This is a genomic window from Microbulbifer guangxiensis, assembly GCF_021729075.1.
Classification (GTDB): domain Bacteria; phylum Pseudomonadota; class Gammaproteobacteria; order Pseudomonadales; family Cellvibrionaceae; genus Microbulbifer; species Microbulbifer guangxiensis.
Map to the genome: position 1 here is coordinate 910,178 of NZ_JAJSAQ010000001.1, position 13,517 is coordinate 923,694.

13 protein-coding genes are annotated in these 13,517 nt (G+C 60.4%); 5 read left to right on the plus strand and 8 right to left on the minus strand.

Translation table 11 applies throughout. The features are described 5' to 3' along the window. Nucleotides 1–4 precede the first annotated feature (4 nt). The 7 genes from LVD12_RS04065 to LVD12_RS04095 form a co-directional block, all read right to left on the minus strand. Nucleotides 5–871, minus strand: coding sequence for an alpha/beta fold hydrolase (locus LVD12_RS04065; protein ID WP_237065828.1), 867 nt, complete (start codon nt 869–871; stop codon nt 5–7). Between the two features lie 117 nt (nt 872–988). Then, complete coding sequence (locus LVD12_RS04070) at nt 989–1,444, minus strand: SixA phosphatase family protein (RefSeq protein ID WP_237065829.1); 456 nt, start codon at nt 1,442–1,444, stop codon at nt 989–991. 21 nt (nt 1,445–1,465) lie between these two features. After that, nucleotides 1,466–1,999, minus strand: a complete 534-nt coding sequence (locus LVD12_RS04075; protein ID WP_237065831.1) for a DUF4389 domain-containing protein — start codon at nt 1,997–1,999, stop codon at nt 1,466–1,468. Between the two features lie 12 nt (nt 2,000–2,011). Continuing rightward, nucleotides 2,012–3,046, minus strand: a complete 1,035-nt coding sequence (locus LVD12_RS04080) for an NAD(P)H-dependent glycerol-3-phosphate dehydrogenase (RefSeq protein WP_237065833.1) — start codon at nt 3,044–3,046, stop codon at nt 2,012–2,014. A gap of 239 nt (nt 3,047–3,285) precedes the next feature. Then, complete coding sequence (htpG, locus tag LVD12_RS04085) at nt 3,286–5,199, minus strand: molecular chaperone HtpG (protein WP_237065834.1); 1,914 nt, start codon at nt 5,197–5,199, stop codon at nt 3,286–3,288. Nucleotides 5,200–5,664: 465 nt separating this feature from the next. Further along, a complete protein-coding gene (locus LVD12_RS04090) occupies nt 5,665–6,861 on the minus strand; it encodes a serine hydrolase domain-containing protein (protein WP_237065835.1) in 1,197 nt (398 codons plus the stop codon). 257 nt (nt 6,862–7,118) lie between these two features. Continuing rightward, nucleotides 7,119–7,721: a peroxiredoxin gene (locus LVD12_RS04095; protein ID WP_237065836.1), complete on the minus strand. Its 603-nt coding sequence runs from the start codon at nt 7,719–7,721 to the stop codon at nt 7,119–7,121. 406 nt (nt 7,722–8,127) lie between these two features. Here LVD12_RS04095 and LVD12_RS04100 point away from each other — a divergent pair, with 406 nt between their 5' ends. From LVD12_RS04100 to bfr, 3 genes are all read left to right on the plus strand, one after another. Beyond that, complete coding sequence (locus tag LVD12_RS04100) at nt 8,128–8,340, plus strand: bacterioferritin-associated ferredoxin (protein ID WP_237065837.1); 213 nt, start codon at nt 8,128–8,130, stop codon at nt 8,338–8,340. 166 nt (nt 8,341–8,506) lie between these two features. Next, nucleotides 8,507–9,832, plus strand: coding sequence for a DUF2254 domain-containing protein (locus LVD12_RS04105; RefSeq protein ID WP_237065838.1), 1,326 nt, complete (start codon nt 8,507–8,509; stop codon nt 9,830–9,832). 301 nt (nt 9,833–10,133) lie between these two features. After that, nucleotides 10,134–10,616: a bacterioferritin gene (bfr, locus tag LVD12_RS04110; protein ID WP_237065839.1), complete on the plus strand. Its 483-nt coding sequence runs from the start codon at nt 10,134–10,136 to the stop codon at nt 10,614–10,616. Nucleotides 10,617–10,707: 91 nt separating this feature from the next. Here the strand turns inward: bfr and grxD are convergent, their stop codons facing one another. Further along, nucleotides 10,708–11,040 carry a Grx4 family monothiol glutaredoxin gene (grxD, locus tag LVD12_RS04115; RefSeq protein WP_237065841.1) on the minus strand — a complete coding sequence of 111 codons (333 nt, stop codon included), beginning with the start codon at nt 11,038–11,040 and terminating at the stop codon, nt 10,708–10,710. Nucleotides 11,041–11,302: 262 nt separating this feature from the next. On the opposite strand from grxD, the gene LVD12_RS04120 reads away from it, so the two are divergent. Continuing rightward, a complete protein-coding gene (locus LVD12_RS04120) occupies nt 11,303–12,487 on the plus strand; it encodes an aspartate aminotransferase family protein (RefSeq protein ID WP_237065843.1) in 1,185 nt (394 codons plus the stop codon). 16 nt (nt 12,488–12,503) lie between these two features. Then, nucleotides 12,504–13,418 (plus strand): ornithine carbamoyltransferase, encoded by a 915-nt coding sequence (gene argF / locus LVD12_RS04125; protein ID WP_237065844.1) that lies wholly within the window; start codon nt 12,504–12,506, stop codon nt 13,416–13,418. Nucleotides 13,419–13,517: the final 99 nt, after the last annotated feature.

Genomic DNA, 13,517 nt, shown 5'->3' on the forward strand with positions numbered 1-13,517 from the left:
GCGTTCAGCTTTCCTGCCCGCGCAGAAAGGGTCCGATCCAATCGGCGACTTCAGCGGCTCCGCCCTCCATATGCAGGTGGTGGCCGCCGTCCATTTCCCGCACGGCAATATTATCCCGCCCTGACAACAGCGGCCGCATGCGCTCGATCATGTCCAGAATTCCATCCCGAGCCAGCACCAGCCGTACCGGCATGGTGACCCGATCGAGAAACGCCCGGACCTGGGGACTGGTGAGTTTGCCGGTGGAAGTGGCCATCAGGCGCGGATCGCTGCTCCAGGTCAAGCGCTGACCAAGGTCGCGGGTGCCCCGCTGTACCAGCAGCAGCGCGGCCTGGTCCGAGAGGCGGAACATCCCATTCTTGCGCGCCTCCACGGCCTCATCCAGCGTGGCGAACTCCCGCGGTTTGCGGTGCGCATATCGGGCCCGCTGGGCGATCGCCCGCGCCAGATTCTCCGGCGCCTCCTCCGCCCTGGCCGGCGGTGGCACCAGCCCATCGATCAGCGCCAGGCGGCAGATGCGATCCGGGAAGGTGCCGGCAGTGAGCATGGCAGCGACGGCACCGCGGGAATGGGCGAGCAGGGAGAACCGGCGCCATCCCAGCGCATGCGTGATGCCGATGACATCCTCCACCTCTTCCCAGATGTTGTAGTTGGCATCGCCGGAACGATGATAGCTGCGACCGTGGCCAGCCATATCCACTGCTACCAGGTCGAGCCCATCGAGCAGCGGAGCCAGGCTGGCGAAGCTGGCGCAGTTGTCCAACCAGCCGTGCAGTGCCAGCACCGGCTCGCCCCCCTCGCTGCCGTAGCGACGGGCGGCGATGGCGCGGCCATCGAATTCGAGGGTAATTTCCCGGAAAATCTCAGACATGGTGCAACGGTCCAGCAGAAAGAACCGCCATGCTGCCAGCCACGTTTGCAGCTAGCAATGACCATGCAGCTCAGCGGCGATGGTCTCAGGCCATGGGGAAAGCGCGCAACGCCGGGCCTACTTTTCAGCGTGCTGCAGCCACTCCAGCTCGGCGCAGTTGTTGGCCCAGACCTCGGCGCTGAGGCAGGCCAGCGAGGACGTGCCCATCGGGTGCTGGTTACCGCTACCGCACAGGCCATTGACGAGACTGCCCACCAGCGGCTGGTGGCTGACCAACAGGAGCGGGAAATCCTGGGCTGCCGCGAGTGCGTCCAGTACCACCGAGGGTGGCGTGTCACCCAACAGAACCGGCTCGGTCCGCACCGGCAGGCCGAGTAGTTCTGCCGCGATTGCCGCAGTCTGCTGGGTGCGCACGAATGGACTCGCCCAGATGGCACGCACTTCGGCAAGCTCCGTTGCCCGGGCCCGACACAGGGCCGCCACCTGCTGGCGGCCGTGTTCAGTGAGTTCCCGGGAGGAATCGTCACCCCGATGGGGTTCCGCCTGGCCGTGGCGCAAAATCAGTAGCTTCACCGTTACCTCCCGCAGGGCAAATCAGCTTTTGTCGCTATCGCCTGACGCATTTTTCTTGGACGAACTTTTGCCGCTGCCCTTGCTGCCAGCTCCGGCATCACTTTCCTTTTCCACGTCCTCGGCAGCCTTTTCTACGTCTTCGGCCTCCAGTTCAACCGGAACGTAGGCACCGGCACCCTTCGCCCCTTTATCTTCACTCTCGCGCTCATCGTCTTCTTCTGCCACGACTTCGCCATTCACTTCCTCGGCGCTCTCGTAGCCAGACAGGTCTTCCACCTCCGACTCCGGCCATTCGGAGAAGGGAAATGGCTTCTCTTCCGAGTTGTAGATCAGGAACTGCAGGGTCTGATAGACATAGGAGGCGATCTGGTCCCCCAGCCGGCGCAGGTTATCGTTGGCACTGCCGGTAAACAGGGCGAACAGGAACTGCAGCACCACCACAGCCAGCATCACTACGCCGGCGATTTCCAGCAGAATGAAAAAGAGCACCATGTAGAGCAGGCGCATCCACTGGTTGCCGGAGGAAATGTTCTTTTTGAGTTCTTCGTTATCCATGTGCGATCACCATCAGGGTTTGGCCGAGTAGGCCACGTCAAAAGTTTGCGCGCCGGACATCAGATCCCTGATCACCTCGGGAATCGGGCGCTCTTCAAATAATATGGCGTGAATTGCCGAAACCAAGGGCATGTACACCCCGAGTTCGTCTGCCTTGCGCTTGATCAGGCGTACTGTGTTCACCCCTTCGGCGACCTGACCGATTTCTGCGACGGCCTGTTCCAGCGGCATCCCCTTGCCCACCAGGTAGCCGACACGGTAGTTGCGGCTCAGGTCGGAAGAGCAGGTAAGAATCAGGTCGCCGACGCCGGCGAGCCCGATAAAGGTCATGGGATCCGCCCCCATCGCCTCGGCGAGACGCATCATTTCCGCCAATGCACGGGTAATCAACAGGCTGGTGGTGTTGCCGCCGCGCCCCAGTGCCTTGGCCATGCCGGTGACAATGGCGTAGATATTTTTCAGTGCCCCGGCCAGTTCCACCCCAAACACATCATTGCTGGAATAGACACGGAAAGTCTCGGAATGCAGAACATTCTGGATGGTCTTGCAGAGTTCCTCGTGCTCACTGGCAATCACCGTTGCGGTGTAATGCCCCTCGACAATTTCTTTCGCAAAATTCGGGCCACTCAACACTCCCACCCGCATACCGCTGGTCTCTTCCAGCAGAATGTCGCTCATCAGGTGGAAACTGTCGTGCTCGATCCCCTTGGTGGTGGATATCAGCATGGTGCCGGGCGCAAGCATGGGGGCAACGGTCTTGACCACCTGCCGGAAAGATTTGCTGGGGATGGCCACAAAGACAATCCTGCAGTCCTTCACCGCCGCTTGCAGGTCGCTGGTGATAGTCAACTCGGGATGCAGGGGCACTCCGGGCAGGTAATAGGTATTCTCGCGCAGCTGGCGGCAGCTGGCGGCTTTTTCAGGGTCACGCATCCACTGGCGCGTATCATGCCCGTTGCCGGCAACAATATTGGCAATGGCAGTACCAAAACTGCCGCCACCCAGTACGGCAATGGAAACAGGCGCTGAAGTTTCCGTCTGTGTCATAAAAGCCCGGGGTAAGTCAGAGGGAAGTTGTCGTTGTTGGGCCGATTATAGAGGCCAAGAGGAGGCAGCCCAATGAACCCGGAAAAAAAGTGCGGACTCCGTTCACTTCACAACCAGTAAACGTCATTTCCCGCACAATTCGCGTGATATTTCATCGGACGGGGGAAGAAACAGCCGGCATCAGGGCACAAAAAAGGGCGGCACCAGGCCGCCCTTCCCCGCTGATTTGCCGATACGGCTCAGCCGTTCAGCTCCAGCAACAGCGTATTGAGACGCCGCACATAGTCCGCCGGGTCGGCGAGCTGATTGCCCGCCGCCAGGTTGGCCTGATCCATCAGGATGTTGGTCAGGTCCGCAAAACGGTCCTCGTCCTGCTCCTGGTCCAGGCGCTGTACCAGCGGGTGGGAGGGGTTGACCTCGAAAATCGGCTTGGCCTCCGGCAGCGCCTGACCAGCCTGCTCCAGGATACGGCGCATCTGCGGGCCCATATCCTGCTCGCTGACCACCAGGCAGGCCGGTGAATCCACCAGCCGGGTGGTGGCGCGTACATCTTCTACACGGTTCTTCAGTACTTCCTTGACCCGCTCCACCAGCGCGCCGGCCTGCTCTTCTACCTTCTCGCGCTCGGCCTTGTCTTCCTCGCTCTCGGCCTCGCCCAGGTCCAGGGCACCTTTGGCCACATCCTGGAACGGCTTGCCGTCAAACTCGTGCATATGGCCCACGAACCACTCGTCGATCTGGTCGGTGAGCAGCAGCACTTCGATACCCTTCTTGCGGAACACTTCCAGGTACGGGCTGGATTTGGCGGTGGCAAAGTTGTCGGCGCAGACATAGTAGATGTATTTCTGCCCATCTTTCATCCGGCCGGCATAGTCCTCCAGGGACTGGTCCTGCTTCGGCTCGTCGGTATGGGTGGAGGAGAAACGCAGCAGCTTGGCAATCTTCTCCTTGTTGGCGAAGTCCTCTGCCGGACCCTCTTTGAGGACATTGCCGAACAGGTCCCAGAACTTCTGGTACTCGTCCGCATCTTTGCTCGCCAGTTTGCCCAGCATGTCCAGCACGCGCTTGGTCAGCGCACTCTTGATCGCGTCGGTGTTGCGATCCTTCTGCAGGATTTCGCGGGACACGTTCAGCGGCAGATCGTTGGAGTCCAGCACACCCTTGACGAAGCGCAGGTACAGCGGCAGGAACTGCTCGGCGTCGTCCATGATGAAAGTGCGCTGCACATACAGCTTCAGGCCGCGGGCAGCGTCACGCTGGTACAGGTCGAACGGCGCACGGCCGGGGATGTACAGCAGGCTGGTGTAATCCAGCTTGCCCTCGACGCGGTTATGGCTCCAGGTGAGCGGATCATCGAAATCGTGGGCGATGTGCTTGTAGAATTCCTTGTACTCCTCGGACTTGATGTCGCTGCGGGAGCGGGTCCACAGGGCCTGGGCAGCGTTGACCGCTTCGAATTCCGGGGCCTTGTCTTCCTTCTCCTCACCCTCTGCCGCCGGAGCCTCCTCCTTCAGCATCTCCACCGGCAGGGCGATATGGTCGGAGTACTTCTTGATGATGGAGCGCAGGCGCCAGCCGTCGGCGAACTCTTTCGCGTCCTCTTTCAGGTGCAGGACGACACGGGTGCCGCGCTGCGGCCACTCGACGTTCTCCACCGAGTACTCGGCCTCACCACTGCACTCCCAGTGCACGCCCTGGTCGGTACCGGCACCAGCACGGCGGGTAAAGACCTCGACCCGGTCAGCAACGATAAACGCGGAGTAGAAGCCCACACCGAACTGGCCAATCAGGTGCGCGTCCTTCTTCTGGTCGCCGGTCAGGTTCTGCATGAAGCTGGCCGTACCGGAGCGGGCAATGGTACCCAGGTTCTCGATCACCTCGTCGCGGCTCATGCCGATACCGTTGTCGGTGATGCTGATGGTGCCCTCTTCCTTATCGAACTCGATGCGAATACGCAGGTCCGGGTCCTCCTCCAGCAACTCGGGCCTGGAGAGGGCCTCGAAGCGCAGCTTGTCAGCGGCATCGGAGGCGTTGGATACCAGCTCGCGCAGGAAAATCTCCTTGTTGGAGTAAAGCGAGTGGATCATCAGGTGCAGCAGCTGCTTGGCTTCCGTCTGGAAACCGTGGCGCTCTTTGTGGGCCTCAACGGTCATAAATTGGTCTCCCCGTACACTTCATTCGGAACAGGGAGCAGATATAGGGGTCACTGGCGGGGTTTCAAGGCCTACATGGGGCTCCACGAATACTCCTTCGGGCCCTCGGGGCGGCACGGCACCCGGTGCGCCCTTTCGAAAACGCATGAATACATCCCTGTAGCTCCGTCCGCGCCGTCCCTGGCGCGGACGGTTTCGAAAGGGCGCACCGGGTACCACGCCTTAGCGGATCGCTGAGAAAGACAAAGCAATCGCCAGCAGGTCAGGCCCAGAGCGACTGCCGCGCAATACGCTGCGCAGGCCGGCTGGCGGGGGTGGGGATTCAAAACTGTCGATGCCAGGGACGGCATCGACAGAGCTACAGGGAGGTATTCATGCGGTTTTGAAGCCCCACCCCCGCCAGCAGGCCGCCCGGGAGTCAGCTTTGGGCACCATTAACGGGGATCAGGGGAACAATCCCGAGAACTATTTATTGGCCATCGCCGTGGCCAGGTTGCCGTTGCCGGTGATATCGATGACGAAATTAGCGGTCAGGTCGGCGATCACGCGGGATTCTGCATTCATCAGAATGGCGATACCGACCTTCTGCTTCTCGGAGTAGGCGACCGCAGCGCGGAAGCCCGCAACCCAGCCACCGTGGTAGATGATGCGGTCATCGCCCATGGTGTAGAGGCGCCAGCCGAGGCCGTAACCAGCATGGGACAGGTGGTCACGCCAGATCCGGTGGCGCATATGACGCTGGGTGGACACACGCTCGGTGGTAATGTCCTGTATGACCTCGGGCGACAGCACCTTGGGGTAGTAGCCCATCTGCGCCTTCAGCCACTGGGCCATGTCGGAAATGCTGGCGTTCACCCCGGCAGCTGGCGCCGCGTAATAGTACTCCCGCTCCACCTTGGTCGCCCGCCAGCCCCGGCCGGTCTGCACATGGGGTGCAGCGCGGTTGTCGGACGCCATGAAACTCTCCCAGCCCACCGAGGCGTCGCCCATCTTCAGGGGGGTGAAGAAGCGCTCTCTCAGCTGGCGCTCGTAGCTCACACCGGTGGTCTTGAGGATCACGTCCTCGATGAGGCTGAACAGTACATTCTGGTAGCCGTAACACTTGCCCGGCTTGCAGCGCGGGTCGATGTTGGCGAACTTGGGCAGGATCTTGCTGAGCGGCTTGTCATCCTCGAGATAGTTGTCGTAGGCATTGGGTGTCAGGCCTGAGGAATGACTCAGCAGGTGCTCCACCTGCAGCTCGCGGGAGAGCGACGGGGTCTTGAAGCGCAGATCGGGAACGTAATTGACGACGCGGTCACGCCAGTCAAACATCTCTTCGTGGGCGAGCACCGCCGCCATGCTGCCGGCAAAAGTCTTGGAAACCGACGCCAGGCGGAACACGGTATGCGGGTCCACCTTGGCCCTTTTGCCCCTGACGCGGACCCCATAGGTGTCCATGGCCACCACCTGGTCGCCATCGACGATCACATAGGCCCCGCCCGGGATCTCCTTTTCCTTCATCAGCTGGCGGAAATAGCGATCAAACTGCTTGGCCTTTGACTGCACGTCCGCCGCACGCACGGGCGTCCAGACACAGAAAAGTGCCAGCAGGAGGATGCAGTAACGGGCGCCTCCATGGCGTCCGGTCGCGATCAGGGTGAGGAAAGATATAGTCTTCATGCCGTACTTCGCGCCGCCGCGGCAACACACTGTGTTGTACTAAGACTAGCAGGCCGCCGAAAAATTCTCTCGCGGCCAGCAGCGTCACAGTTGCTCATTGTAAGTGCAAACTCACGCCAGCGCACGGCCACTGCGCGACTGACCACACCGCCACGGCCGCAAACTCCGGGCATAAAAAAACCGCCTTGCGGCGGTTTTTACGGAAGCGGGGGCACCCACGCACCCGCCGCCTTTGCGACCCGAAAGTCACATCAGGCTTACAGCTTCTCGGAGTGCTCGCTCAGGTAAGCGGCAACGCCTTCCGGGGAAGCGTTCATGCCCTTGTCACCTTCCTGCCAGCCAGCCGGACAAACTTCGCCGTGCTCCTGGTGGAACGCCAGCGCGTCAACCATGCGCAGCATTTCGTCAACGTTACGGCCCAGCGGCAGGTCGTTGACAACCTGGTGACGCACAACACCTTCCTCGTCGATCAGGAAGGAGCCACGGAAAGCAACACCGCCCTCGGACTCTACGTCGTAGGCCTGGCAGATTTCGTGCTTCACGTCGGCAACCAGGGAGTACTGAACCGGGCCGATACCGCCCTCGTTCACCGGGGTGTTACGCCAGGCGTTGTGGGAGAACTGGGAATCGATGGAAACACCGATCACCTCAACACCGCGCTTCTTGAATTCCTCAAAGCGGTGGTCGAAAGCGATCAGCTCGGACGGGCAAACAAAGGTGAAGTCCAGCGGGTAGAAGAAAATAACCGCTTTCTTGCCCTTGATGGCTTCTTTCAGGTTGTAGTTTTCAACGATCTCGCCGTTGCCCAGTACCGCTGCAGCGGTGAAGTCCGGAGCCGGCTTGCCTACCAGAACTGCCATGAGAACCTCCTCGTTCCAATGTAATGATGGGTTGATCAAATACCTGCCCCAGCGATCATTTTATATGCAATCGCTATGAGCAAAATCGGATGCAATAGTGGTCCGCTATGATACACAGGGGGTCTGGCGAGTCCCATTAAATTTTTATATCAATCCTATAGCGGACGGGCATGAACGCCGGCCGCACAGCGGCACACCTGCTCCGGTGCCATCCCGCCATCAAAGCGTCCCCTCGCCCCTTCTACGAACACGGTTACCAACACGGTCCACAGCTGACCTGCAGGTCGCTTTTTGGCCACCTAGACTGAATATTGCACGCGTGAAATCTTGTTGACAATCATTCTCAATTTCAATACGATCCATACAAGTCATTTTTTGGGCAATTGAGCGCCAGGGTTGAGTAAAGATGTACGTCTGTATCTGTAAAGGCATTACTGACCGCCAGATCAAGGAAGCCGTGTACGACGGCACCACCTCCGTGCGCGCCCTGCGCCGGCAGCTCGGTGTCTCTTCCCAGTGTGGCCGCTGTGCCGAGCTGACCCAGGAAATCATCGACGAGACCATGGGCGCCGGCGTAATGGCAGCAGCCAACAACGGGCTGTTTTACTCCGCTTCCTGATACACTGCCGAGCCCCCCGGCACCGGACTCTCAGCCGGTGCCTGCCCTGCCCTTTACCACCAACTCCCGGCCCGTGCCGGCCCACATCCGACAGCGTTCCCCGCACTGACCTATCTTTAAGCCCTGACTTTTCCACGGCAGAAGCCGGCATTGATCGAGGGCGTGCATGCAACACAGGCTACGACTGATCAGCGAACGGATGCGCAGCAGCTTCTGGATGATTCCTGCGCTGATGATGGCGGCCTCCATCGGGCTCGCGCAGCTGATGCTGTATCTGGATAAGGTGACCACACTCAGCACCCTCCCCGGTCTCAGCTGGATGGGTCTGGAGGACCCGGACAGCGCGCGCTCCCTGCTCACCACCATCGCGGCGTCCACCATTACCGTGGCCGGTACAGTTTTTTCCATCACCATGGTGGCCCTGACGCTGGCCTCCAACCAGTTTGGTCCGCGGCTGGTGCGCAACTTTATGCGCGACCGCGGTACCCAGGTCGCGCTGGGTATATTCCTCGCCACTTTTATCTATGCGCTGATGGTGCTGCGCGGCATCAACGCGCTGCAGGATCCGGGCGCCAGCCATGATCTCTCGGTGCATACCGCCTTTGTCCTGTCGCTGATCAGCATTGCCTTCCTGATCTATTTCATCCACAACGTCGCGCTCTCCATCCAGGTGGACAACGTGACCTATCACATCAACAGGGAATTCAGCGCCGCCATTGACGAGCACTATCCCAGTGAGCGCAAGTTCGACAAGCGGGTGCAGTGCTACCCACCGGACAAGCTGAAACTCGGTGAGAATTACCTCAGTATTTTTACCGAGGAGAGCGGCTACCTGCTGGCAGTGGACAAGTCCGCCCTGATCGCCTGGGCAGAGAAACACGATTGCAGTATCCGGCTGGATTGGCACCCGGGCAGTTTCATCAACCACTGGTCCAGGGTAGCGCGCATTTACGAGCCGCCCCGGCAGCTCGACAGTGAAGATATCAGCGCCACCATCAACGGCGCCATCAGCATGGGGCCGCTGCCGACTGCGGAACAGGATGTGGTGTTCTCCATCCACCAGATGGCACAGATCGCCGTGCGGGCACTGTCCCCCGGCATCAACGACCCGTTTACTGCCTACTCCTGTATCGACCGATTGGTGGACGGCATCGGCAAGGTATTGCAGCGCCCGGAGCTGCCCAACTGTTTCCATGATGAACAGGGCAAGCTGCGCCTGGTCACCACCGTGCTGGACTTTACCGACCTGCTCAATGCCGCCTTTGATGAAATCCGCGAGTATGGCCGCGAGAGTGGCGTCGTCATGCGCCACCTGCTGAATGCACTGCGTGACCTCGCAGAAATCTGTACCCGAAAAAAAGATATCCACTGTTTCAACGCCTACCTGGACCGGCTGGAGGAGGACGTTGCCATCAGCGTCGAAGACCAGTTCGACCGCAAAGCGGCGGAAGAAAAAATCACCGAAATCCGCTACCGCCTGTCCCGTCACTGATGGAATTTCCCGCAATGGGGCAGCGGATCAGTGTCGCGAGCGGATCAATCTAAACAGCAATCATTCTCGTTGTTTTTACTGGCAAAATTCCGCTAAATAATTGTGATTTCATCGCACAACTCTGCAGGTCGGCGGTGCTTGACTTGCCACGATCACCACCGCAAACTCGACCGGCATAGCGACTCAGGCCCTATGATTTGAGGACCCGTTGAGCGCAATTTCCCGCAACAGAAGCAAAAACAATTCCGGAGAATCCACTGCAGCAAATGCAATTTCTCCCGGGGCCAAAGGAGCAACAGCTATGAAAGGCGATCCTAAAGTCATCGAACACCTGAACAAGGCGCTTGGCAATGAACTGGTAGCCATCAACCAGTATTTCCTGCACTCGCGTATGTTCAAGGACTGGGGCCTGAAAGAACTGGCGGACAAGGAGTACCACGAGTCCATCGATGAAATGAAGCACGCCGACTGGCTGATCGAGCGTATCCTGTTTCTCGAGGGAATCCCCAACCTGCAGCACCTCGGCAAGCTGTACATCGGCGAGAATACCCAGGAAATGCTGGAGTGCGACCTGAAGCTGGAAACCAAGGCCATTCCCGATCTGCGCGATGGCATCGCCTACTGTGAATCCGTGCGCGATTACGGCAGCCGCGAGCTGCTGGAAAAAATCCTCGATTCCGAGGAGGAACATGTGGACTGGCTGGAAACCCAGCTGAGCCTGATCGACAAGGTAGGGCTGCAGAACTACCTGCAGACCCAGATGGAAAAAGCATCCGACGAATAAGCCCCCGGGCCCGAATTGTCCGTGCCGACATTTTCCAGCCACAAAAAAACCGCGGCATGCCGCGGTTTTTTATTGCCGGGATCAGGCGCCGTTATTCGCCACCCTCGCTCTCCGCTGCCGCCTCGTCGATGAGGGTCTTCAGCTCGCCGTTTTCATACATCTCCATGATGATGTCACAGCCACCGACCAGCTCGCCTTTTACCCACAGCTGCGGGAAGGTCGGCCAGTTGGCGTATTTGGGCAGTTCGCTGCGGATATCCGGGTTGGACAGCACATCCACGTAGGCAAAGCGCTTGCCGCAGGCCATCAACGCCTGCGAGGCGCGCATGGAAAAGCCGCACTGGGGCGCGTTGGGGCTGCCCTTCATGTAAAGCAGGATGGCGTTGTCGGCGATCTGCTGCTTGATGTTCTCCAGTGTATCCATAGGGAAGACTAACCTCGGTTAATGGGACCGTTTGATGCTGTTGGGCGCGGCACCGGCGCTGGGCAGCTGCGCGCAGGCCGGCATTGTACCCTAGTGTGCAGTGCGGTACGAAAGCGGGCTTTTTGCACCGGCAGCCACTGGCCTGCCACCGGCCTTATGCTAGTATTGCCGGCTTTCCCGGGGAAACTGCTGGTCAACAGCGGCAATTCCGCACTTTCTGCGGCCCGGTAATTGAGGCCCGTTCATATAGAGGAGACGTACCGTGGCCACACCCGCGCTGATGCACAACTATGGCGAGAGGACCCTGACCCTGGTCCGGGGCGAGGGGAGCTATGTGTGGGATGACGGCGGCCGACGATACCTGGATGCCCTCTCAGGTATCGCTGTCTGTGGCCTCGGCCATTGCCACCCCGCAGTGACCGCCGCCGTCCGGGAGCAGGCGGGCACGCTGCTGCACGTCTCCAACCTGTACAACATTCCGGCGCAGGAACAGCTCGCGGAGAACATCGCCTCCCTGTCCGGCATGGACAACGTGTTCTTCTCCAATTCCGGAGCCGAGGCCAATGAGGCGGCCATCAAGCTGGCGCGCCGGCTCGGTAATGCGCGCGGGCTGGCGGTGCCCAGGATCCTGGTGATGGAGGGCGCCTTCCACGGCCGTACCCTCGCCACCCTCACCGCCACCGGCAACGAGAAGGTACAGGCCGGCTTCGCGCCGCTGCCCGAGGGATTCCTGCGGGTACCGTTCAACGATGTCGCCGCCATCGAGAAAATGGCGGCGGCCCACGACGATATCGTCGCCATTCTGGTGGAGCCGGTGCAGGGCGAGGGCGGTATCCGCGTACCGGCACCGGACTACCTCAAGCAGCTGCGAAAAATCTGTGATGCGCAGGACTGGCTGTTGATGCTGGACGAAATCCAGACCGGCAATGGTCGCACCGGCAAACTTTTCGCCTACCAGCACAGCGACGTGCTGCCGGATGTCGTGACCACCGCCAAGGGGCTTGGCAATGGCGTGCCCATTGGGGCCTGCCTGGCCCGCGGCAAGGCCGCACAGCTTTTTACGGCCGGCACCCACGGCTCCACTTTCGGCGGCAATCCGCTGGCCTGCCGCGCCGGCCTCGCGGTGCTGGAAACCCTAATCAATGAAAAACTGATCGAACGCGCGGCCACACTCGGCGAGCAACTGCTGGTACAGTTGCGCGAAGCACTGGCCGATTGCACCGCAGTGAGAGAGATCCGCGGCCTCGGCCTGCTGGTGGGCATCGAACTCGACCGCCCCTGCGGGGCGCTGGTGGAACAGGCCCGGCAAGAGGGCCTGCTGATCAATGTCACAGCAGGCAATGTGGTGCGCCTGCTGCCGCCACTGACAATGACTGATAATGAGTGCGCCCGGATTGCCGCTACGGTGGGCACACTCGTACAACAATTTGCCCGGGAAGAGGCCTGAATCAAGGGGAGTCACCATGGCCATACGACATTTTCTCAGCCTGATGGACCTGTCCAGAGAGGAGCTCAACAGCGTCATCGAGCGCGCCATCGAACTCAAGGCGCTGCGCAACCAGGGGATCGCCACCGAGCCCTTCCGGGACAAGGTGCTGGGCATGATCTTCGAGAAGTCCTCCACCCGCACCCGGGTCTCCTTCGAGGCGGGTATGGCGCAGATGGGTGGCAGTGCCCTCTTCCTGTCCCCCCGGGATACGCAACTGGGTCGTGGCGAGCCCATCGAGGACAGCGCCAGGGTGATCTCGCGGATGGTGGATATGGTGATGATCCGCACCTTCGGCCATAACGTGCTGGAGCGCTTCGCCGCCTATTCACGGGTTCCGGTGATCAACGCCCTGTCCGACAGTTTCCACCCCTGCCAGCTGCTGGCGGACATCCAGACCTACGTCGAGCACCGCGGCAGCCCCGCCGGCAAGGTGGTCGCCTGGGTGGGTGACGGCAACAACATGTGCAACTCCTACATCAACGCCGCCCGCCAGTGCGACTTTGAGCTGCGCATCGCCTGCCCGGAAGGCTATGAACCGGACGAAGCGGTGCTCACCGCTGCCGGCGACCGCGTCACCATCGTCCGCAAGCCAGTGGATGCCGTGCGCGGCGCCGACTGGGTGGCGACCGATGTCTGGGCCTCCATGGGCCAGGAGACGGAACAGGCGGTGCGCCTGAAGGCCTTCGAAGGCTTCCTGGTGGATCACGAACTGATGAGCCATGCCAATGACCGCGCTGTGTTCATGCACTGCCTGCCCGCGCACCGCGGCGAAGAAGTGAGCGGCGAGCTGCTGGAAGACGACAGCATTTCCGTGGTGTGGGATGAAGCGGAGAACCGCTTGCACGCACAGAAGGCACTGATGGAGTTCCTGCAGGAAAACAGCCGCTGATTTTTTAGCCACACTAGCGAAATGCGCGCCGCTCACAAAATAAGCAGCGCGCATTTTTTATTGCGCTTTTGGCGCCATTTTGTCGCCCCGTTGCACAGA